Source organism: Neobacillus cucumis (assembly GCF_002860255.1).
Classification (GTDB): Bacteria; Bacillota; Bacilli; order Bacillales; family Cytobacillaceae; genus Neobacillus; species Neobacillus cucumis_A.
On sequence record NZ_PGVE01000067.1, the window covers coordinates 1 to 21,125 of the forward strand.

Annotated in this window: 21 protein-coding genes; 12 read left to right on the forward strand and 9 right to left on the reverse strand. The window is 40.5% G+C overall.

Going from position 1 to position 21,125, the window contains the following annotated elements:
• Positions 1–293: 293 nt before the first annotated feature.
• Positions 294–1,337: a CdaR family transcriptional regulator gene (locus CVD27_RS18395; RefSeq protein ID WP_101649365.1), complete on the reverse strand. Its 1,044-nt coding sequence runs from the start codon at positions 1,335–1,337 to the stop codon at positions 294–296.
• Between the two features lie 561 nt (positions 1,338–1,898).
• Between CVD27_RS18395 and dapA the strand changes: the two genes are divergently transcribed.
• The 6 genes from dapA (at position 1,899) to CVD27_RS18425 (ending at position 8,716) form a co-directional block, all read left to right on the forward strand.
• Positions 1,899–2,795, forward strand: coding sequence for a 4-hydroxy-tetrahydrodipicolinate synthase (gene dapA, locus CVD27_RS18400; protein ID WP_101649366.1), 897 nt, complete (start codon positions 1,899–1,901; stop codon positions 2,793–2,795).
• Positions 2,796–2,821: 26 nt separating this feature from the next.
• Complete coding sequence (locus tag CVD27_RS18405) at positions 2,822–4,147, forward strand: gluconate:H+ symporter (RefSeq protein WP_101649367.1); 1,326 nt, start codon at positions 2,822–2,824, stop codon at positions 4,145–4,147.
• Between the two features lie 112 nt (positions 4,148–4,259).
• Positions 4,260–5,147, forward strand: coding sequence for a 2-hydroxy-3-oxopropionate reductase (garR, locus tag CVD27_RS18410; protein WP_101649368.1), 888 nt, complete (start codon positions 4,260–4,262; stop codon positions 5,145–5,147).
• 78 nt (positions 5,148–5,225) lie between these two features.
• Positions 5,226–6,578, forward strand: a complete 1,353-nt coding sequence (gene gudD, locus CVD27_RS18415) for a glucarate dehydratase (protein ID WP_101649369.1) — start codon at positions 5,226–5,228, stop codon at positions 6,576–6,578.
• Positions 6,579–6,644: 66 nt separating this feature from the next.
• Positions 6,645–7,805: a glycerate kinase gene (locus tag CVD27_RS18420; protein WP_374703085.1), complete on the forward strand. Its 1,161-nt coding sequence runs from the start codon at positions 6,645–6,647 to the stop codon at positions 7,803–7,805.
• A gap of 212 nt (positions 7,806–8,017) precedes the next feature.
• A complete protein-coding gene (locus tag CVD27_RS18425; protein ID WP_101649370.1) occupies positions 8,018–8,716 on the forward strand; it encodes a FadR/GntR family transcriptional regulator in 699 nt (232 codons plus the stop codon).
• Positions 8,717–9,062: 346 nt separating this feature from the next.
• Here the strand turns inward: CVD27_RS18425 and CVD27_RS18430 are convergent, their stop codons facing one another.
• Entirely contained in the window at positions 9,063–9,362 is a 300-nt protein-coding gene (locus tag CVD27_RS18430) for a c-type cytochrome (protein WP_101649371.1), read from the reverse strand.
• Between the two features lie 225 nt (positions 9,363–9,587).
• On the opposite strand from CVD27_RS18430, the gene CVD27_RS18435 reads away from it, so the two are divergent.
• On the forward strand, positions 9,588–10,508 hold the full coding sequence (locus CVD27_RS18435) for an MBL fold metallo-hydrolase (protein ID WP_101649372.1): 921 nt from the start codon (positions 9,588–9,590) through the stop codon (positions 10,506–10,508).
• A 159-nt stretch (positions 10,509–10,667) separates the two neighbouring features.
• On the opposite strand, the gene CVD27_RS28260 is transcribed toward CVD27_RS18435, so the two are convergent.
• Positions 10,668–10,805 carry a hypothetical protein gene (locus CVD27_RS28260; RefSeq protein ID WP_180960347.1) on the reverse strand — a complete coding sequence of 46 codons (138 nt, stop codon included), beginning with the start codon at positions 10,803–10,805 and terminating at the stop codon, positions 10,668–10,670.
• 126 nt (positions 10,806–10,931) lie between these two features.
• The gene (locus CVD27_RS18440) at positions 10,932–11,414 is read right to left on the reverse strand and encodes a DUF6376 family protein (protein ID WP_101649373.1); all 483 of its coding nucleotides are present in this window, start codon (positions 11,412–11,414) and stop codon (positions 10,932–10,934) included.
• A gap of 348 nt (positions 11,415–11,762) precedes the next feature.
• Between CVD27_RS18440 and CVD27_RS18445 the strand changes: the two genes are divergently transcribed.
• Complete coding sequence (locus CVD27_RS18445) at positions 11,763–11,927, forward strand: aspartyl-phosphate phosphatase Spo0E family protein (protein ID WP_101649374.1); 165 nt, start codon at positions 11,763–11,765, stop codon at positions 11,925–11,927.
• A gap of 225 nt (positions 11,928–12,152) precedes the next feature.
• Positions 12,153–13,157, forward strand: coding sequence for a LacI family DNA-binding transcriptional regulator (locus CVD27_RS18450; protein WP_101649384.1), 1,005 nt, complete (start codon positions 12,153–12,155; stop codon positions 13,155–13,157).
• A 62-nt stretch (positions 13,158–13,219) separates the two neighbouring features.
• On the opposite strand, the gene CVD27_RS18455 is transcribed toward CVD27_RS18450, so the two are convergent.
• From CVD27_RS18455 to CVD27_RS18470, 4 genes are all read right to left on the reverse strand, one after another.
• Entirely contained in the window at positions 13,220–13,456 is a 237-nt protein-coding gene (locus tag CVD27_RS18455; protein ID WP_101649375.1) for a cobalt transporter, read from the reverse strand.
• 106 nt (positions 13,457–13,562) lie between these two features.
• Complete coding sequence (locus tag CVD27_RS18460; protein ID WP_101649376.1) at positions 13,563–14,000, reverse strand: MarR family winged helix-turn-helix transcriptional regulator; 438 nt, start codon at positions 13,998–14,000, stop codon at positions 13,563–13,565.
• Between the two features lie 10 nt (positions 14,001–14,010).
• On the reverse strand, positions 14,011–14,490 hold the full coding sequence (locus CVD27_RS18465) for a glutathione peroxidase (RefSeq protein WP_101649377.1): 480 nt from the start codon (positions 14,488–14,490) through the stop codon (positions 14,011–14,013).
• A 69-nt stretch (positions 14,491–14,559) separates the two neighbouring features.
• A complete protein-coding gene (locus CVD27_RS18470) occupies positions 14,560–14,844 on the reverse strand; it encodes a restriction endonuclease (protein WP_101649378.1) in 285 nt (94 codons plus the stop codon).
• Positions 14,845–14,951: 107 nt separating this feature from the next.
• On the opposite strand from CVD27_RS18470, the gene CVD27_RS18475 reads away from it, so the two are divergent.
• Entirely contained in the window at positions 14,952–15,323 is a 372-nt protein-coding gene (locus CVD27_RS18475; RefSeq protein ID WP_374703086.1) for an FxsA family protein, read from the forward strand.
• A gap of 52 nt (positions 15,324–15,375) precedes the next feature.
• On the opposite strand, the gene CVD27_RS18480 is transcribed toward CVD27_RS18475, so the two are convergent.
• On the reverse strand, positions 15,376–17,517 hold the full coding sequence (locus CVD27_RS18480) for a SpoIID/LytB domain-containing protein (protein ID WP_101649380.1): 2,142 nt from the start codon (positions 17,515–17,517) through the stop codon (positions 15,376–15,378).
• 596 nt (positions 17,518–18,113) lie between these two features.
• Here CVD27_RS18480 and CVD27_RS18485 point away from each other — a divergent pair.
• Together CVD27_RS18485 and CVD27_RS18490 are read left to right on the forward strand one after the other, a co-directional pair.
• Positions 18,114–18,329: a spore germination protein gene (locus CVD27_RS18485; RefSeq protein ID WP_101649381.1), complete on the forward strand. Its 216-nt coding sequence runs from the start codon at positions 18,114–18,116 to the stop codon at positions 18,327–18,329.
• Between the two features lie 300 nt (positions 18,330–18,629).
• Positions 18,630–20,969: an EAL domain-containing protein gene (locus tag CVD27_RS18490; protein WP_101649382.1), complete on the forward strand. Its 2,340-nt coding sequence runs from the start codon at positions 18,630–18,632 to the stop codon at positions 20,967–20,969.
• The last annotated feature ends 156 nt before the right edge of the window (positions 20,970–21,125 follow it).

Sequence of the window (21,125 nt, forward strand, 5' to 3'; positions counted from 1 at the left end):
CCCAAACAAGATAAATAATGCAAAGCTGGTCGTCAATAGGCTGGATAGACGCCCCAAACAAGATTAATAATGCTAAGCTGGTCGTCAATAGGCCGGATAGACGCCCCAAACAAGATTAATTATGCAAAGCTGGTCGTCAATAGGCTGGATAGACGACCCAAACAAGATGAATAATGCAAAGCTGGTCGTCAATAGGCCGGATAGACGACCCAAACAAGATTAATAATGCAAAGCCGGTCGTCAATAGCCTCGATTGACTTTTTCTTTTTACCCCACCAGTAACCCCTTTATTTTTACGGCTGTTTTTGCATTTTATATAAAATATAACCCGTAAATAGCTGGAATAAGTCCATAAAGTTTTTCGGGTTTTTGTTAGTGAGGACCTCGATTCTCTGTAAACGATAGGCCAAACTGTTCCGATGGATATGCAATTCTTTCGAGATGGCATTCATGTCCCCGCTATTTTTTATATAGCAAATCAATGTCTCCGTGAGTTCTTGCCCTTTTGGATTTTCATCCAGTTCCTTAAAAAAGTTAGTAATTTCCTCAAAGGAGATATCTTTATTCGTTAGATAATCAATAAACTTTAGCTCCTGATATACACAAATGGTTTGCGGGAGGTCTATCCGTTCAGATATTTCAATCGCACGTCTGGCTTCTTCAACAGACTTAGATACAAGTGTATAGCGGCCCCCAACTCCGATTCTGATCGGATTCGATGATTGGATTGCTTCTATCCTCTTTACAATATCACTATCGTTAGGGACCACATAAAGCATGCTTTCCTGGTTGAGCCGGAAATAGTATTCCTGCTTTAAGAGATAAGGCTCTTTTGGCATGCGGCCCTTTACGACAATCGCTTTTCTCTCTAGGGCTAGATTGATTCCAAGCGCTTCCCCGTTATTAATAATAGCTGTATCATAGTCCCCGCTTCGAAAGACCCATTGATATAAAAATTCCTCTTTCATTTGTTCCTGGATACGGCGTTCTCTAAAAAGTAATTCCTGATTGATTAATAGCTCGGCCGTAACACGGACTAATTCGGCAAATGGACCAACAATATTCGGGTCGCCGCTGATTCCAATGACACCAATAATTCGATCCCGAAAATGGATGGGAATGTTGACACCTGGCTTGGAGGCGCCCTCTGATTCATAGATCGAAACAATGGTTCCTTGTTCAATGGCGGAAACGGCGCCCTGATGGTAGGTGCCCATCCTTTCTGGGTCACCCGAGCCAATAATTAAGCCAATTTCATCCATGATATTGACATTATAGGGGATCACATTCATTACTTTATCTGCGATTTCTTGTGCAAGTGCTTTATTCATTTTCATTCAGTTCTTCCTCCATCCGTTGCCCGCATGAAAAATATTCCTTAAAAACATTGTTTATTTGCCCAAAAAAATATGATGATTATTAGCTATTTGAATGATGATTTATTTGTAAGACAATTATACAATAAAAAATGTAAACGGTTACTAAAAAAATAAAAAGTTTTAAACTTGTATGATAAAACGTCAAGAAATAGTCACTTGACTAAACAACCTTTGTTTTTACGATGTAGGCCCTAATTATTTTTTAGTCAAATGACTAAAAACAACGAGAAGAAATTTATCAAACTGACGAAGAAATTTTTACCGAAACCGTTTACGATGGATATGTGAAGTGATTCACGATCTGTTGAAGATGAATCATTACATGTCACCAATTTGTCATACCATTCGCATATTTGGTTATAAGATGTGGGTTATTATGTTTACAAAGTTAGATATAGTGCTTGTCATAATAAATCATCATCTTTTATAGATATAAAATATGTGAAAGTATTCACAAAGTTTTCGTGATAACCTTCTTGTCCAAGGCAAGAATCTTAAAAGGTAGGAGGAGTTTAACCAATGTTTAAGCCAAAAGGGGTCATCCCCGCATTAGTCACACCATTAGATAAAAACGGTCAATTGATGGAAGATGCATTAAGAAAAGTCATCGACTACACCATAGCAGGTGGTGTCCATGGATTATTTATTCTAGGATCGAGCGGCGAGATTTACGGTCTTACACCTGAGCAAAAACGCCGTGTTGTGGAAGTGACAGTAGATCACACAGCTGGAAGAGTCCCCGTTTATTGTGGGGCTAGTGAAATCACCACGAGAGATTGTATTCAAACAGCTCAAATGGTTGAAGAAATTGGCGGTGTGTCAGCCCTCTCTGTTCTTACTCCATATTTTATGTCACCAACTCAAACGGAGTTAGCGGATCACTTTAAGGCCATTGCCAAGTCTACAAAATTACCAATTATCCTTTACGGGAACGAAGCCCGCACCCAAGTGAAAATTGATGTGAAGACTTGCGAAGAACTTAGTAAGGTTGACAACATTATCGGAATTAAGGACTCAAGCGGAGATATGACGAAGACAGCTGAATACTTACGGGTCACTCCTCGTGAATCATTTTCCGTTTTACTTGGACGTGACACACTTATTTATGCAGGTTTATGTCATGGCGCGACTGGTGCGATCGCAAGTACAGGAAATATTGCTCCCAAATTGGTAGCGGATATTTACAACACATTTGTGGCTGGCGACTATCAAAAATCACTAGAATTGCAGTTTAAACTTGCTCCATTACGCTTAGCGGTGGACAAAGCGACATTCCCTGTTGTGCTAAAAGAAGGATTAAGAATGGTAGGAATTGATGTGGGCTATGCATTTGGGCCTGCAGCGGAGATGAATCCGGAGAGCAGGAAGCTATTGGAAAATGTTTTAAAAGATTTAGAACTTTACCAAATCTATTAATTTCCTAAGGGAAAGGAAGAAATAACATGCCATTATTGTATGTTGCCTTAGCAGTTATCCTTTTACTAGTTTTAATGATTCCGCTGAAAATGAACGGATTCATTGCCCTTCTCTTAACGTCTTTATTTGTCGGTTTCCTTGTAGGAATGCCATTGGATAAAATTTGGGATACCATTGGTGATGGTCTTGGAGGCCAGCTTGGTGGTACGGCTCTTATTGTTGGACTCGGAGCTATGCTTGGAACAGTGATGGCTGATGCGGGAGCCGCACAGCGGATTGCTACGAGTTTAGTAGAAAAAATGGGAATTAAACGGGTTCAACTTGCTATATTAATCGCTGCCTTTGTACTTGGCGTTACCATGTTTTATGAAGTAGCTTTTGTGTTATTAATTCCACTTGTATTTGTCATTGTTCGTCAAACAAAGTTAAATCTTTTATGGGTTGCGTTACCTATGTCGATCGGGTTATCAACTTGTCATAGTTTTCTCCCGCCTCACCCGGGGCCAGCAGCCGTTGTTGGTGTCTTCAAGGCCGACATGGGATTAACTCTATTATACGGTTTAATTATTGCTATACCTGTAGCTACTTTTATCGCACTTACTTGGCCTAGACTTCCATTTATTAAAAAGATTAATCCAATCATTCCTGATGGGCTTATTACGAACAGAACATTTAAAGAAGAAGAAATGCCATCCTTTGCATCAAGTATTTTCGTTGCTCTTATTCCAGTAGTACTTATGGCAATTGATGCTATCTCAACTGTATTTTTACCAGAAGGTAATGGTTTTAGGCATGTTATGGATTTCATCGGTTCCTCAGAAATGGCCTTATTAATTGCTCTGTTAATCTCTATGTGGCTTCTAGGGACAAAAATCGGCCGTCCTCTCAAAGATGTGATGCAGTCTTGTTCCAATGCTGTTAAGCCAATGGCAATGATCATTTTGGTTATTGGTGCGGGCGGCGCATTTAAGCAAGTACTTGTTGATGGCGGCATTGCTGATTACATCAAAGATATAACATCGGGCTGGAATTTGTCTCCTATCATTCTTGCTTGGATCATCGCTGCTCTCTTACGTATTGCTCTTGGTTCAGCAACGGTAGCCGTTATGACTGCTGCTGGAGTGGTACTACCTATCGCTCAAAGCTCAGGAATCAGCATGGAATTAATGACACTTGCCGTTACATGCGGAAGTATCGCTTTCTCCCACGTAACCGATCCAGGATTCTGGATGTTTAAGGAATACCTGAATTTATCGGTCGGTGAGGCAATCAAAATAAGAACAACATATACCACCGCACTTTCCATCCTTGGTTTAATCGGTGTGATAATTCTCAATATGTTTATAGGATAATAACTTCTTTTGAGTCAACCGGGCAGTAAATGAAGCTAGACAGCTCTCATCTATAAGATCAGTACATTCTTGTACTCTCTTTTAATAAAAAAACTGTAGGAGTGAAGGAATAATGAAGAAAATTGGATTTATTGGATTAGGAATTATGGGTAAGCCGATGAGCAAAAACTTGATCAAAGCTGGTTATCAGTTAATTGTTAGCGATTTTAATAAAGACGCAGTGAAAGAACTTGAACAATTAGGTGCAGAAGTTGAATCGACTCCAAAGGCCATCGCTGAAAAATCAGATATCGTGATCACGATGCTTCCAAACTCTCCAAACGTAAAAGCTGTAGCTTTAGGAGAAAACGGACTAATTGAGGGTGCACATGAAGGATTAATCTACGTTGATATGAGTTCTATCGCACCTGCAGCTTCTCAAGAGGTATATAGAGCGTTAATTGAAAAAGGCGTAGAAATGTTAGATGCTCCTGTCAGCGGCGGGGAGCCAAAAGCAATTGACGGCACCATCTCTGTCATGGTTGGCGGTAAGAAAGAAGTATTTGAAGAAGTGAAAGATGTACTAGAAGCTATGGCTGGGTCGGTTGTACACGTTGGTGAAATCGGTGCCGGTAACGTAACAAAGCTTGCGAACCAAGTAATCGTAGCTTTAAATATTGCAGCAGTATCTGAGGCATTTGTTTTAGCACAAAAAGCAGGTGTCAATCCAGAGGCAGTATACCAAGCTATTCGCGGTGGTTTAGCAGGAAGTACAGTATTAGATGCAAAAGCACCTATGATGTTAGACCGCAACTTCAACCCTGGTTTCCGAATTAACTTACACATTAAGGATTTAACCAATGCGATGGAAACTAGCCATGAATTCGGCGCTCCAGCTCCATTAACCGCAGCGGTTTTAGAAATGATGTATGCCTTAAAGGTTGACGGCCATGAGTTTGAAGACCACAGCAGTCTATTAAAATACTATGAAAAATTAGCGAATGTAGAAATTTCACGGTAATTCAAATCAGAGAGAACGAGCCAAAAGCGAATTCTTCGTTCTCTCTTAAAAAAACCATTTGGATTGGAGATAATCCCCATGAATACAGTTGAGAAAGTGACTAATGCTACTCCAGTTGTGACAGAAATGGAAGTCTATCCGGTTGCCGGCCGTGACAGTATGTTATTAAATCTTAGCGGCGCACACGGAGCTTATTTTACTAGAAATATCATTATCTTAAAGGACAGCAATGGTAATGTTGGTGTTGGTGAAGTACCAGGCGGCGAAGGAATCCGTAAAACACTTGAAGATGCAAGAGCGGTTGTAGTCGGTTCATCCATTGGTAATTATAATAATATCTTAAATAAAGTAAGAAAGGAATTTGCCGGCCGGGATTCAGCTGGCCGCGGGTTACAAACCTTTGACCTGCGGATTACGATTCATGCCGTTACAGCGATTGAAGCAGCATTGCTTGACCTATTAGGAAAGCATTTAAATGTTCCTGTTGCCGCTCTTCTGGGGGAAGGCCAGCAGCGTGATAAAGTAAAAACACTTGGTTACTTGTTCTATGTTGGAGATCGCAATAGAACGGATCTTCCTTATTACAGCAATTCTGATTCTGATGTGGAATGGTATCGGATCCGTCATGAAGAAGCATTAACACCGGAAGCGGTTGTACGACTAGCTGAAGCATCTCAAGCGCTTTATGGCTTTAAAGATTTCAAGTTAAAAGGCGGCGTTTTAGAGGGGAAGGAAGAAATTAAAGCAATTAAAGCGTTGAAAGAGAGATTTCCGGATGCCAGAATTACCCTTGATCCGAATGGTGCCTGGTCATTGAAAGAAGCCGTTGAGCTTTGCAAAGATATGCATGGAATACTAACTTATGCAGAGGATCCATGTGGTGCAGAAAATGGTTATTCTGGCCGTGAAGTCATGGCTGAGTTCAGAAGACAAACAGGTCTTCCAACGGCAACCAACATGATCGCAACGGACTGGCGTCAAATGGGTCATACGATTTCTCTGCAATCTGTGGATATCCCGCTTGCTGACCCGCATTTCTGGACGATGCAGGGTTCTGTACGAGTAGCGCAAATGTGCAATGATTGGGGATTAACTTGGGGCTCTCACTCCAATAATCACTTTGATATTTCACTGGCCATGTTTACACATGTTGCTGCAGCTGCTCCTGGTGAAATCACGGCGATCGATACACACTGGATTTGGCAGGAAGGCGTTGAGCGCTTAACGAAGGATCCATTCCAAATTGTGGATGGACACTTAGCGATTCCAGATAAGCCAGGTTTAGGAGTAGAAGTGGATATGGAGCAAATCCAGAAGGCGCATGAACTTTATAAAAATATGGGACTTAACTCTCGTGACGACGCAGTAGGTATGCAGTTCTATTTTCCAGGCTGGAAATTTGATAACAAGCGTCCATGTTTAGTTCGTTAATAAAAACACTTGTATAATTAAAACTATAGGGGTGACTTTGAGGTCACCCTTCTCTTATAGAAATAAATGATCTTAATTAACCGTAAAGGACAGATTGTTATGAAGTTTGTGCTAGCGCCTGATTCATTTAAAGAAAGTATGCCGGCGAAAAAGGCTGCCCTTGCAATGGAAAGAGGGATTCGAAAAGTTTTTCCTGATGCGGAATGTGTCATTGTTCCAATGGCTGACGGTGGAGAAGGTACAGTTGAATCCCTGGTGAGTATGACGGACGGAGAGATCAATAAGACGGAAGTACTCGGGCCGTTAGGAGAAGCGGTCATTGCGGAATACGGTCTCTTGGGGGAAGGAAAAACTGCCGTCATTGAAATGGCAAGTGCCAGCGGATTAGAACTACTGAAACCAGAAGATCGTGATCCTTTGTTAACCACCACTTATGGGACCGGACAATTAATCAAGCATGCATTAGACAAAGGTGTCAGCCGGTTTTTAATTGGAATTGGCGGAAGTGCCACAAATGATGGCGGGGCAGGAATGCTTCAAGCCCTAGGTGTTTCATTTAAAGATGAAAAGGGGAAAGAGCTCCCATTTGGCGGCGGTGCTTTGGCCCGGTTGGACACCATTGATTTAAGCGGTTTGGATGAGAGAATTAAAGATGTCATTATTGATGTGGCCTGTGATGTTACGAATCCATTAATTGGAGAGAATGGTGCCTCCGCCATTTTTGGTCCGCAAAAAGGAGCAACCCCGGAGCTCGTGAAGGTTCTTGATCAGAATTTGGCTCATTATGCCGATGTAATCAAAGCCCAGCTTGGTAAGGATATAGCTCATATGGAAGGTGCCGGAGCGGCAGGTGGACTGGGTGCTGGTTTGATGGCGTTTTTAAATGCTCAACTGAAAAAAGGCGTCGATCTGGTGATTGAATATACGGGCCTTGAGGAACATGTTCAAGGTGCTGATTATGTGTTTACAGGGGAAGGCAGTATTGATGGACAGACGCTTTTTGGAAAGACCCCGTATGGTGTAGCGACGATTGCCAGGAAGTACTCCATCCCTGTGATTGCTTTTGCCGGGCGGATTGGTAAAGGTGTGGAGCCTTTGTATGAGAATGGGTTTACAGCGATTATTGGGATATTAACAGGTGTGACTTCTTTAGAGGAAGCACTGCAAGCTGGAGAGGTGAATATTGAGTTCGCAGCAGAAAATATCTGCCGCGTGTTAAAGGTCTAACTTTGATCATGCTGCCAAGTTACTTGGCAGCTATTTTTTTTAAAAGGTTGTGTTAAAAACTTGGATGTTGATTTCCGCTCCAATCAACATTGTTCTTTAACACAGCCTTTTTATAAGAATAGGTGAAATCTGTCACTTGAACCTTTCTTCAATTAAGGTAATAATGGAAGAGATTACAAATTAGAATGTGACCCGAGGAGCCTTGAGATGAGATGAAAGACCCTTCGAAAAAAATAACAGTTGAAACAGTTAGTCGTCATACGTTATCAAAGCAGGTTATGGAGAGTATTATACAGCTATTAATTAGCGGACAGCTAAAACCAGGGGACAAGCTGCCGACAGAAATGGAATTATTAGAGATTTTGAATGTCAGTCGTCCCGTGCTGCGCGAGGCGCTTAGTTCGCTGGAGTCCTTAGGTGTTATTACCCGTAAAACACGGGAAGGAACCTTTTTTAATAATAAAATCAGCAGTCACCCGTTTTCAATTATGCTGGCGTTAGCCCATGATAATTTGCAGGCTATGGTGGAGGCGCGGATGGCGTTGGAGCTGGGATTAATTACGATGGCTGCTGAGAAAATTAGTGAGGAAGAGCTCGCGAGATTAAAAGAGACGATTGATTTTATTGCGAATTGTAAAGATGGTAATTATGGCGAAGCTGATATTGAGTTTCACCGAATTATTGCGTTAAGTGCAGATAATCCGATTGTCGAGGGGATGATCGATTCGTTAATTGTGACGCACGTGAAGATTAATAGCGAAATTAAGGTGCGGGAACCGGAGAGAACGGTTCGCCATCATACTGCCATCTATGAAGCACTCGCTAACCGCGACCCATTTGAAGCCTTTCACCAAATGTACCTCCACCTCGACTACGTCCGTCAGAAGGTACTCAAGGATTTTAAAGTGTAAGAGGGAAGTGGGGGCAAAAAGGTGACAGGCATCATGTGAAATTTTCACATGGTGCCTGTCACCTTTTTTGGTATTGGTATGGTGGTTAAAAGGGGATACTACTCAGGGTCTTTAATAGTGCCGATTTGGTTGAAAAGATTACAATTAAGATAATTGTGCCCATGTATACTCTTTTCTTGGAGGAATGGTCACAAATATTATTTATTATGCCAGCTCTCAGCTATTTTAGGTTTAAACGGTCACAAATCCTGCTTTTTGTGCCCGAAATGAAGCTATTTTCGTCAGAATGGTCAAATATACTATTTATTGTGCGCTAACCGAATCCAAGCTAACGTATCACTACCCGTTATTTTTTCTCCATTAACCACTTCGTCACGACTCGTGATTCCTCATCGTTCAAAAGATGCCCCGGCATCTTATCCGAGCCCTCTGTGATCATTTTATATAATTCATCCTCCGTATATTTACTGATCATATTTAATACAGAGGGTCCAACCGCACCTTTTAAATTACCTCCATGACAGGCTGAACACTTATTTCCATAAAGCGTCTCTCCATCCAACGCTTCCTGCTTGTCAGTAGCCTTCGATGAACAGCCCGCTAACAATAAGATGGATAGCCCTGCTACTATCAAAATTTTTTTCATCTATTCATCCTCCAGCATCATCTTAATTAGAAAAAACTACTCCTAACAAGATTATAAAGTGTATAAAGCTGGAAACAGGGATTAAAACATGAACGTTTTCGTACAATTGGGAAGAATGTAATTCCCGGCCCAACCTTGTTGAGTCAATAAGTAGTTTTGTTAATTACTTCCATAATATAATAACATCAAGTAATCTACAATTCTTGTAAAAAGGAGATTAGTGTGATGGGGAAATTTAACAGCAGGCATTTTTCGCTTGAAAAAGCAGGAGAAGGAATATATGCCGCTATTTCCAAGGCGGATGGCGGAGCTATGGCCAATGCCGGGTTCGTTGATTTAGGAGATCAAACCATTGTTTTTGACACCTTTAACACTCAACAAGCTGCACAGGAACTAAAAGAGATGGCCCAATTAATTACGAAACGAAACGAAATTAAATGGGTGGTGAACAGTCATTTTCATGGTGATCATATAAGAGGCAATCAGATGTTTAAAGACAGCGTGATTCTCTCTAGTCAAACCACTTATGAAAAAATGAAAGACATTCACCCGGAGCGAATTCGGAAGCAAAAGGATGAGTTAGAAGGTCTGGCCAGCTATATTCAAAGCCTCGAAAAGCAACCAGGTGATGAAAATGAAAAGCAGACCCAGCAAATTAGCTTCCTAAAAGAAATAGAAGCCTCTTTACCGACATTAGAGTTAGTGCTGCCGCAACAAACGTTTAATAATGGGATGAAGTTTTACGGTACAAAAAGAAGTGCAGAGATTCTTACATGGGGCGGAGGACATTCCCATAGTGATGCGGTTCTTTATATCCCGGAAGAAAAGGTCATCTTTATGGGTGACTTGTTATTTGTCAATACCCATCCAACCCTATTTGAGGAATCCAATCCAATGAACTGGGTGCGTTTATTGGAAAAGGCCGCTAGTTTGGATATTGAAAAATCCATACCAGGGCATGGAGCTATTGGTTCAAAAAGAGATTTATTGAAACTAAAATCCTATATCGAAGAATTATATGAACTGGCAAGTGGCAATAACAGTGAGAATCCAGCTATACCGAATAAGTATCAAGATTGGTCATCCCCGGAAGTTTTTTATCAAAATATGAAAAGAGTAAGAGGGAAGATCGATCTACTTCATTAAGTTTACCTTTAGAAATTATAAATTTCGGCCTCGAGAATTGTCCAGCTCCAGGCTCCATCGGCTCGAGGTCACAAGCCAATCCGTCCAAAAGGTTAAAGAACAACCTTTCGGCCGGATTGGCTTGAGCTGTCGCCGATAGGCGGGCGCCTTGCGCTTTTCTTACTGTTGAACCTCCGATTCATGTACCAGCTGTACATTAAACCTGCTGTTCTTTTCTCGTATTTCCCAATAGCCCGAACTATACTTATAGATGACAAAATAAACTTTCCCCTTATAAAGCACGATTTCTGTTTCCATTTCTATATCACCCTTGAACTGTTAGTTGAGTGATATTATCTATATTCCATCATTCGCGTTCATATGACGACAATCTTCGAAAAATATCGGGGGAAGCTAAACATTGTCAAAAAAGTAATATTGGTGTCAGGCACCATGTGAAACGCTGAGCGTGTCGGTTATTTGGCCTTTGAGTTTTTGGATTTGTTGGATGGTGTCGTTGATTTCTTTGACAGGCGAGAGTAGTTGGTTGTTTTCGAGGAAGGAGGGATTGAGCAGGCCGTTTTCAAGTTCCGCCAAGTATAAGTTGATCTGAGAAATTAAGCGGTTATTTTGATTAACCAGCTGATGATGAAATTCCCTGACTGTTTCTGGGGCATTTAAATCGTTAAACGCTTTAATCTCCGTTTTCATTTGTTGAAGTGTCCTTTTTAGTTCATCTGCTGCTTGTTGGTCATCGACAGCTCCTTTAAGCAGGGGAGAGGTATTACTGGCAAACTCGGTTACTTGATCTAAATAATTAGAGGCATCTTTTGCATAGTCAAGTGTGTCATAGCTAAGATTCAAAAAAGAGCAACCACTAAGGAGAAACAAGAGACCAGCAGAAAAAACAGTCAACCACCTTTTCATGCAAAAAACCTCCGTTTAAAGTTTATAACACACTTCTTCTTACTTATGTATTCCTTTTCCACCGTAATATTCATATGGGACGATGAGCTTTGCCAAAAATAAAATGTTCTTAATAAATCTATCAATTACAATTTAGTAGATTTAAATTTTTTTCCCAAGTTCGCCAAAATCCGAGGATTTCCATGAAGGATTATAGGGGCATGACATGAATGATGAAGTGTCTTGTTCATAATCCCATCCATTCCCTCAAACCCTGTCGATATTTGATGATAGAAACTAGTTCCTTGAATCCGCTTACAGTTGGTAATCTTATCTTACAGGGAGTTTTAATATAAGGGGTTATCGCTAATGACGAATGAGGATCTTTTCTTACAAATTGAAAATCTACGATTAAAAATGATATCAGTAGGGCTTTCCAAAGGATTTACCTCCGCTGAAACGGTAAGACTTAGTGAAAGACTTGATCGATTAATCAACCTGCAAATGGGTGTAATAGAAGAACTAACAGCATGATCCTTTGACGAACTTAAAGAAATTTTCCCAACATCAAGGAATTGACATATAATGGATGAAATCGTGATTTTCGAGAAAAAATGAAAAATAACCGGCGGAGGGCGATGCTCTCTGCCTATTTTTTATCCCAATAACCATTTACATCCTAACCAATTCATATTTCCAATCTTCGGTGTTCTTGGTAAGATACAATTAAGTTAGTACGGCTGAAAAGGGATGAAAATGATCATGGTGACCATTAAAGATATAGCAAGGCTAGCAAATGTATCCCATACCACTGTTTCAAGGGCACTGAATGACAGCCCGCTTATTAAGCCCGGGACAAAAAAGAAAATCCTTGAGATTGCTGCTCAATTAAATTATACGCCCAACTTCAATGCCAAAAGTTTAGTCATGCAAAAGTCACATACGATTGGATTATTTTTTACGAGTATTTCCAATGGGACCTCACCGAGCTTCTTCGTTGATGCAGTGAAGGGGGTCAATAGTGTTATCAATCAAAACTACAACTTGTTTGTACGGGGAATTGATGATTACCAAGAGTTTTCCTCCATTCATGCAAAGCGGTTTGACGGGATTATTTTAATGAGTCAGAGTGAAAACGATGATGCTTTCATCGACCATGTGCTGAACAACAAGATTCCGATCGTGGTCTTAAACCGGGAAGTCCACGATCTTTCGATGATCAATATTTTATCAAACGACCGTGAAGGCTCTTATCAAGCGGTCAAACATCTGATTGAAAAGGGGCACAAAGCTATCGCGATTATTGAGGGAATTAGCGGGTTTCAATCTACACATGAACGCCGTGAAGGATACATGAAAGCCCTAATCGATTTTCACCTTCCGATTCAAAAACAATATATGGTAACCGGCAATTATGATATGGAAAGCGGCCGGAATGCCATGGAAAAACTGTTATCATTGGAAAATCCTCCTACCGCTGTTTTTTGCTCGAATGATGATATGGCGATTGGGGCCTTAAATACTGCCTTTTCGAAAGGGTTACAGGTCCCGGAGGATATGTCGTTCGTAGGATTCGATAATATTGCTTCTGCTCAATATACGAATCCCGCTTTAACGACCATCAAAAAACCGATTGAAAAAATAAGCAGACTAGGGGCAGAGCTATTATTGAAGGGTGTAGAAGACGAGGAATTTCATGGTGATAAAATCTTTGTAGAAACAGAGTTGATCATTAGAAAATCAGTGGATCTTCCGCGGGCTTAAAAGTGTCCCATTCATAGAAAAGGGCCGGCATCCAGGTGCGCCGGCCTTCTTACTTATTCTTATTAATATGGGTAACCGCCATAACCGCCGTAATACGGATAGGGTGCAGCATATGGATAACCGCCAGTTAAGGCGCCTGCTGTTAACCCGCCAAGGAATCCGCCAAGAAATGGTGAACCAAAGCCTCCATATCCATAACCAGGGTAACCGCCGAAATATCCATGATGGTGGTGATGATCAAAGCCGCCATGATATCCACCATGGTAACCGCCGTGTCCGTGTCCTCCAAACATGTGCATACATCTCCCTTTTTCTTTATATTTACTATGGCAAGAATGGGTTCTTGCTACAGGTAATGTATGCATAATAGATGTCCAAAGAATGGGCGGGCACTAGCCCATTCTGCTAGGATTTGGGCTGCTGCAGTTTGCGGTGTAATCGATTTAATTGCTTCATGAGCGATTCATATTCACTTAACTCAATATGACAGCTCTCAATTTTCCCGCTGACCTTTTCGGTGATCGCTGGCTTTAGTTCATAGGCCTTCTTTTCTAAAAAAATAAAGACCTTTCTTTCATCCTTCTTGGAACGTTCCTTTCGGAGCCAGCCGCTTCCCTCCATTCGAGTGATCATCGGTGTTAAAGTACCGGTCCCAAGATTTAATCTCTCGCCTAAGTCCTTTACCGTTACGCCATCATGTTCCCATAATGCTAATAGGACTAAATACTGCGGATAGGTTAACCCAAATGACTGAAGCACGGATGCATACAGTTTCGTAAACTCACTGGCTGTTTCATAGATGGCGAAACATAGTTGATTATCTAATGTGAAGAAGTCTTTCAAGTGATCACCTTTAAGAGAATAATTTTTTCACATCCTGCTCCATCCTGCTTGGATCCACAGTTGGGGCATAACGCTCTACGACCTGACCTTGGGAATCAACCAGAAACTTGGTGAAATTCCATTTAATATTTTTCGATAGAAGCCCTCTTTTTTCTTCTTTCAAAAAGGTAAATAAAGGGTCGGCTTTTTCTCCATTTACATCAATCTTGGCAAACATCGGGAAGGTTACCCCGTAGTTTACTTGGCAGAATTGAGTGGTTTCTTCGATATTAGCAAATTCCTGATTATTGAACTGATCGCAAGGGAACCCTAATATCACAAGTCCTTGGTCCTTATACTTTTCATATATTGCTTGAAGTCCTTTAAATTGTGGTGTAAACCCGCATTTGCTGGCTGTATTTACAATAATTAAGGGGTTCCCCTCGTATTCCTTCAATGATTTTATTTCCCCATTAGTCATTTTTACACTAAAATCATAAACCGTTGTCATGGTTTTCCCTCCCTAAGAAATTTATATCGTGTACGATTCAATCGTACACGATTAAATGTGATTTAGCAATTACTTTCGTCTGCGTTCTCTCGATTTTTTTATTTTCATGATTTTAGTGGGAGGCTGTTTTCGAATCCATTTGATAAAACTTGCCAGTTTTTCATCTGACCGGAGTTCAGCTAAGGTGGCTAATCGTGCGGCAATTTCCTCGTTGGTATAGAGGGCGTGAATTTGTTTGTGGCAGGGAATACAAAGGTTTGCGGTTGCCCCAAATGTTCCGCCCATTTCTTTAGGAAGGAGATGATGGACAGTTGTCTCCACCTGCTGACGCCCGCAAAGTTCACAAGTCCCCATAGTTTTTTCCCTCCCGTTATTTTGGTACTATTATTTACAAGAACTTGTTACAGGATTCCAGTTTGCATTCGAAAAAGGGAAGGGAGCATTCGATGCGTTATTTATTTTTGTTACTTATTATCATACCAGCAGCGGATATTGGATTTTTACTATTATCCGGAAAAACTATTGGCGTTTGGCCGACCATCCTGCTTATTATTTTAACTGGAATCATAGGAGCTTATTTAGCGAAGAGGGAAGGGCTGCAAACGATTCGGAAGGTCCAGGAGCAGTTAAGCCGCGGTCAGCTTCCAGGTGATGCAGTTTTGGATGGGGTCTGTATTTTATTAGGCGCGGCTTTTTTATTAACACCAGGATTTATGACGGATATCGTTGGCTTTCTTATGCTTTTTCCACCGACGAGAAAGTTGTTTAAGGTTTTGATTATGTATTTCTTTAAAAAGAAGATCCATAACAGCCATCGAAAAATTATAAAATGAATAAAAAAAGGTTGTAACCCTATATTAAGAATAGGGATACAACCTTTTTTTGTTATTTCAAAGCTGTTTTTGGAACAGAGCCTATTATTTTGCCGTAGCTGATTCTAGACCAAGCACCACTTGTTGAAAGAACGGTAACGGTTTGGTTTTTCTTTAATACGCTGATAACTTTTGCCTTAGAGGAAGCAGTGGCGCGTACGTGCAATACAGGAACCACTACTATCGCTTTTTTCAGCTTTTTTACCTCAAAGGAAGTGGTACTATAAGCTTTGTTATTGCTTGGATCCGCAGCACTGATTGCTAGTGTGTATTTCCCGTTTGCATAGGAATTGGTGCTGTAATCCACTCGAACTGCACCAGCTTTCGTGAAGGCATCCTTTTTCAAATAAGAAAGGACTTTCCCCTTACTGTCTTTAACATACACCGTTAATTTTAACGTTTCATTTGAATTAAAAGTGAGTGAAGCTTTGTTATTTGAGTTATCCACACTTAACTTTACGGATGTTAGCTTTGGAGCAGTGGTATCTTTTACTACCTTCTTGACTTCAAAGGAAGGTAAGGTTGATGCCTGATTACTGGAACCATCTACAGCAATGATGCCTGCATAATATTTGCCATTGGCCGTCTTAGAAGTATCGTACTCAATCTTAGTCGTACCTCGTTCGGTTACTTGATCCTTAACTAAATAGCTTAGAATTTTTCCGTTACTATCTTTAATATAGATGGAGATTTTCGCCTTTTCATCTGTGTTAAACAAAATGGAAGCTTTATTTTTGGCATTATCGACATTTATACTCACTGAGCTAATTTTCGGAGCAATTTTGTCAATAGGTGTCACTGGTTCTGAGGAAGCGTCTGTTTGAACCTGTGAACCTGTACTATCTGATGAACTTACATCCGAAGGAGAAGGCTGCACAGCCGTTTCTGTTTGTGGTCTTTCGGTATACTCTTTCGATAAAGTGGTTCCATCATAATAGAAGGCAAGAATTTCATTATATTTTTGTCCTGCATCTGCTCTATTTTTTGCACCCCATTGGCTTAAACCAACGCCATGACCATCGCCAAGACCCGAAATGGTGATATTATCGGAGGTTTCTGTTGTATTGGTTACTAAATAACTTAACATGGTGCGAATGCCCACCATCGCCCGTATTTGAGAAGCAGCTACATTTTTATACTCTAATTTTTGCGGTAAAAATACACCTTTTTCGTCTACTTTATCTTTTGTGTAAAATTCAACCGTTATATCCCCTTTTGATACACGACCGCCAGAAGCAGGTGCATACAAGGATAAAGTAGGGATGGCTGTGATTTTGATTTCTTTCCCTGAATAACCGTGTGTTACCATCCATGACTTGATTGAGGTAGTTAGAGAGGTATCGAATTCTTTCATTTGAGTCCATGTTAATAGGGTTGGATCGATTTGTTGTTTTTTAACCGAAATCTGCCAAGGCGTCTTCGCATCAAACTCATCGGTCTTAATGGTCAAATAGGATACAGGTGAAGTACCCCATACATTTGAGTTTAATTCTGTTTTTCCTCCATTACTTGCAGAGAAAACAGCACTAATCAATCGTCCGTTGGATTTTAATACTTCCCCTTTAGTTTCATCGACCGCAGCCGTGCTGTTCGGGTGCCATGTATATCCACCGTACACTTGGTAATTGATGGTATCATCGATGATTTTAGTGATATAGGCTTGGGCATAGGTTCTTGCCGCAACCGCTTGTGATTTTAATGCTTCTTTATTCCAGCCGGCCATCATTTCAAAGGGAACGACACCTTTTAGGTAATCTTCCATATAGACCTCATTGATGGGGCGTACGTATTTTGAACTTTCAGGAACAAAACGAAAGGCTCCTAAATAGGCTCGATTGTTAATCGTTAAATAATTGGTTTCTATTTCTGGTAATAGATTTAATGAATCTGCTTGAAAAAGTACGGTAGAACCTTCTACTAATGAGATTTTACTATTATCATATTTAACCACATAAGTGTTCCCGCTTGTTAACCTTATATTGGATGACTGGATAAGATAATCTCCTGTGGGTTTAATCGCTAGTTGTGATTGGTTCCCAATATAATTCACCAATTTAACCTGTACTTTGGGTTCCGTTGTTTCTGCAAATGCACCCGTAATAAATACATTTAATAGTAAGGTAAAAGCAAGAAAACTTACTACTATTTTTTTCAACTATTCTCCTCCGTTCAAAGAAATGTTTCTTAATCCAAGGAGAATCATACTTTATTAGAATAATAGATTTCAATGGAAGATTTATGGAAATTATGAGTGAGCGTTTGGAAAAAAGTGGGTAAAAATAAGGAAGGCACTAAAAAAGTCTCTTAAAATTAGGTTGTGTGTGTAATATGCTGTTGATTTCCGCTCCAATCAACAGGTTCGTTTATTAGGAAAATTATAAAAAAGTATTATTCCACATTATTAAGGGTGGGGGAGGATAAAAATAAACGGTAAAATTCCGGCTAAATTGGGAAATACCCATATTTCCTTAAAAATAAGGGGAGCTTTTCCGTTTATATTATCCAAAGCTTTGGATTTTGTCTTATTTAGAGCAGTTAATCGGAATATCTCCGCTAATTTCTGCTTCTTAAGCTTCCACTTTATACATTAGCCGGAAATCCTCCGCCTATGAATTCTCATACCTACACGAAATCGATATGGAGAAGGCGGAAATGGTTGGCAAACTTCTTAATGAGATTTACTGTGAACACAAAAAAATACATAGTGGCATAAATTGAATTAGGAAATAATTCTATAAAGGATGTTAAGATATGTCATTTATTCCCCCAGTTAAGATTGATACCGTGAGCGGCGGAATCGTTCAATTTGGAGGGGCGGTGTTCGTCAATCCAAAAAGTGCATCAAAAACAGCATTTGGCGCCGGAGCGGATAATACAGGTGTACACATTGTAACCATTACCGGAATTAGTGCAACCAATGCGCCTGATTGCGATGTCATTGACCAGCCAATCGTTCAGGACGCATAACTTAATAGGAAGGAAAGGGGATGCCTTAAACGGAAGGCAGTCCTTTTTCATGAGAAATAAAAATTTTCGACTTTGAGAATTGTCCAGCTCCAGCGCCTAGCCCCTCGCTGGTCTACAGCCAATCCGTCCAAAAGGTTAAAAAGCAACCTTTCGGCCGGCTCGTCTTATGCTTGTCGGGGCTGATCAAGGCGCTTCCGCTTTTATTAGTGGAAATAATTTGGCAATGAGAATTGACCGGTTTATTGCTATATTTAATTTAAGTGTATTTATATTTAACTAAGTTTCTTGGGAGGGGCCATCTTGGCATACATCATTGTTATTACACTAATCATCCTTCTTTTGATGACAGCAGTTAAAGTTATGGTGATGGTTGCCAGAGATGTAACCAAGCGGAAACAAACTGAACGGGAATTAATTGAAAGTGAGCACCGCTATCTTCAAGAGAAAATCAAAATGAGTGAACAGCGTTATAAATCCCTTTTTGATTACCATTCGGATGCCGTTTATTCGCTGGATTTAGAGGGGAGATTTACGAGTGCAAATGCCGCATGCGAAAAAATTTCTGGTTATAGTCCGGAACAACTCATCGAAAAGAATTTTTCTGAACTAATTTATGAAGAGGATTTGGCTGAAATCATTAGAATCTTCCACTTAACCATTCAGGATGGGGGAAGCCAACAGACAAAAAAATTCCGGCTAAAGAGAAAAACGGGGGAAATTCTTATGCTGGATACCACAACCATCCCGATCATTGTCGACGGTGAAATCATGGGTGTTTATGGCATCGCAAAAGATATCACTGAGCAGGTTAAAAATCAAGAAATGGTACAGCATTTGGCCTATCATGATTATTTGACTGGTCTGCCCAATCGAAACATGTTGGAGGCCCTGCTTACAAAAGGGGGCATCCCTTTGAAGAATTTAGCCATTCTATTTATCGATCTTGACCGTTTTAAAATTATTAATGATACCTTAGGACATTCTGAAGGGGACAAGCTCTTAAAAAGAGTAGCTGACCGATTGAAAAGTTCTGTATCTGAAAAGGATTTAATTTTTAGACAGGGCGGGGATGAGTTTATTGTTATCCTAAAAGAGGCAGACCGAGAAAGGGCAGAGGTTGTCGCCATTAACATTCTCGAAGCCCTATCCACCCCGTTTAAATTAAATACAACGGAAGTCTATTCTTCTCCGAGCATTGGTATCAGTTTATCTCAGAAAGATGGAGAAACGGTTGAATCTCTAATTAAGCATGCGGATTATGCTATGTATCAGGCCAAAAAGGCAGGAAAAAAGACGTATCGCTTTTATTCGTGTATTAAGTATGATGGAGATTTCGATCCATTAACGATGGAAATGGAACTTCATAAAGCGATAAAGCAAAATGAACTTTTCCTTCATTATCAGCCAAAGGTGAATTTGAAAACAGGAAAAATGTTTGGTGCGGAGGCATTGCTTCGCTGGAATCATCCCAAATGGGGAATGATTCCGCCATCAAAGTTTATCCCGATTGCGGAGGAATCCGGTTTAATTATTCCGATCGGGGAATGGGTGTTAAGGCAAGCCTGTGCACAGAATAAACGCTGGCAGGAGAAGGGGTGTCTGCCTATGGTCATCTCTGTGAATCTTTCTGGGCGTCAGTTCTCTTATGCGGGCATCGTTTCAACAGTTGAAAAAGTCCTTAAAGAAACCGGTTTAGAGCCTCAGTATTTAGAACTTGAAATTACTGAAAGCATGACGATGGATATAGAGCATACGATCCCTACTCTGCACGATTTGAAGAAGCTGGGTGTTCTTATCAGTATCGATGATTTTGGAACAGGTTTTAGTTCATTGAATTACTTAAAACAGTTTCCGGTTGATACGTTAAAAATTGACCAGTCCTTTGTACGGGAACTGCTCAATAATAATCATGATGAAACGATTGTAAAAACGATCATTTCGATGGCTCACCATCTGCAGGTGAAAGTAGTTGCTGAGGGGATTGAAACAAGGGAACAATTAGTTTTCCTGCAGCAGCACCTTTGTGATGAGGGGCAAGGTCATTTCTTTAGTAAATCAGTTACTGCGGAAGAATTAAATGGAGAATGGGCGAGGATTGAGCAGATCGTTCCGAAGTTCGGCCTTTCACAGGATCTTCATGAACAAATCTGGGCTGAGGAATCTTACCGAATGGCCAAACAAGAATTGCAGGATACATTAAGCCGCCAGCAGGGCTTGACGTTGAAATACAAACGAATAGATGGCCGATTTATTCATACCTGGTGTGAGGGCGGATTTTTATATCGGATTGGATTAACAAAAGACAGGATCATTGGTAAAGAAATAAAAGAAATCATCCCCTGGCAATACGCTGGCGCAAAAGAGAAAATTTATCAGCGTGCATGGGAGGGAGAAGAGAATTTAACTTATGAAGCAGAAATCTATGGCATTCACTATTTGGCTGCCTTAAGTCCGATTAAAAGAGGCGGAAAAGTGGTCGAAGTCATCGTTTCTTGCATTGATATAACTCCATTAAAGGAAAGGGAAAAAGCATTGCTTAAAAGCCAGGAGCTGAACCGTCTGATCGCTGGTTATAAGATATTTAATTCTATGTTGACCCCTATATTAGATAATGAGGGACAAATACAGCATGTTAATTAAAAAAATTAAAAAGGACGCGGCTTAGCGTCCTTTTTAACGAGATAAGAACATATAAAAAATTTTCGACTTTGAGAATTGTCCAGCTCCAGCGCCTAGCCCCTCGATGGTCTACAGCCAATCCGTCCAAAAGGTTAAAAAGCAACCTTTCGGCCGGCT

Bases quoted from the DNA above. Each gene is read 5' to 3' on its own strand.
- CVD27_RS18395 (WP_101649365.1), bottom strand. From the start codon at position 1,337: ATGAAAATGAATAAAGCACTTGCACAAGAAATCGCAGATAAAGTAATG.
- dapA (WP_101649366.1), top strand. From the start codon at position 1,899: ATGTTTAAGCCAAAAGGGGTCATCCCCGCATTAGTCACACCATTAGAT.
- CVD27_RS18405 (WP_101649367.1), top strand. From the start codon at position 2,822: ATGCCATTATTGTATGTTGCCTTAGCAGTTATCCTTTTACTAGTTTTA.
- garR (WP_101649368.1), top strand. From the start codon at position 4,260: ATGAAGAAAATTGGATTTATTGGATTAGGAATTATGGGTAAGCCGATG.
- gudD (WP_101649369.1), top strand. From the start codon at position 5,226: ATGAATACAGTTGAGAAAGTGACTAATGCTACTCCAGTTGTGACAGAA.
- CVD27_RS18420 (WP_374703085.1), top strand. From the start codon at position 6,645: ATGATCTTAATTAACCGTAAAGGACAGATTGTTATGAAGTTTGTGCTA.
- CVD27_RS18425 (WP_101649370.1), top strand. From the start codon at position 8,018: ATGAAAGACCCTTCGAAAAAAATAACAGTTGAAACAGTTAGTCGTCAT.
- CVD27_RS18430 (WP_101649371.1), bottom strand. From the start codon at position 9,362: ATGAAAAAAATTTTGATAGTAGCAGGGCTATCCATCTTATTGTTAGCG.
- CVD27_RS18435 (WP_101649372.1), top strand. From the start codon at position 9,588: ATGGGGAAATTTAACAGCAGGCATTTTTCGCTTGAAAAAGCAGGAGAA.
- CVD27_RS28260 (WP_180960347.1), bottom strand. From the start codon at position 10,805: ATGGAAACAGAAATCGTGCTTTATAAGGGGAAAGTTTATTTTGTCATC.
- CVD27_RS18440 (WP_101649373.1), bottom strand. From the start codon at position 11,414: ATGAAAAGGTGGTTGACTGTTTTTTCTGCTGGTCTCTTGTTTCTCCTT.
- CVD27_RS18445 (WP_101649374.1), top strand. From the start codon at position 11,763: ATGACGAATGAGGATCTTTTCTTACAAATTGAAAATCTACGATTAAAA.
- CVD27_RS18455 (WP_101649375.1), bottom strand. From the start codon at position 13,456: ATGCACATGTTTGGAGGACACGGACACGGCGGTTACCATGGTGGATAT.
- CVD27_RS18465 (WP_101649377.1), bottom strand. From the start codon at position 14,490: ATGACAACGGTTTATGATTTTAGTGTAAAAATGACTAATGGGGAAATA.
- CVD27_RS18470 (WP_101649378.1), bottom strand. From the start codon at position 14,844: ATGGGGACTTGTGAACTTTGCGGGCGTCAGCAGGTGGAGACAACTGTC.
- CVD27_RS18485 (WP_101649381.1), top strand. From the start codon at position 18,114: ATGTCATTTATTCCCCCAGTTAAGATTGATACCGTGAGCGGCGGAATC.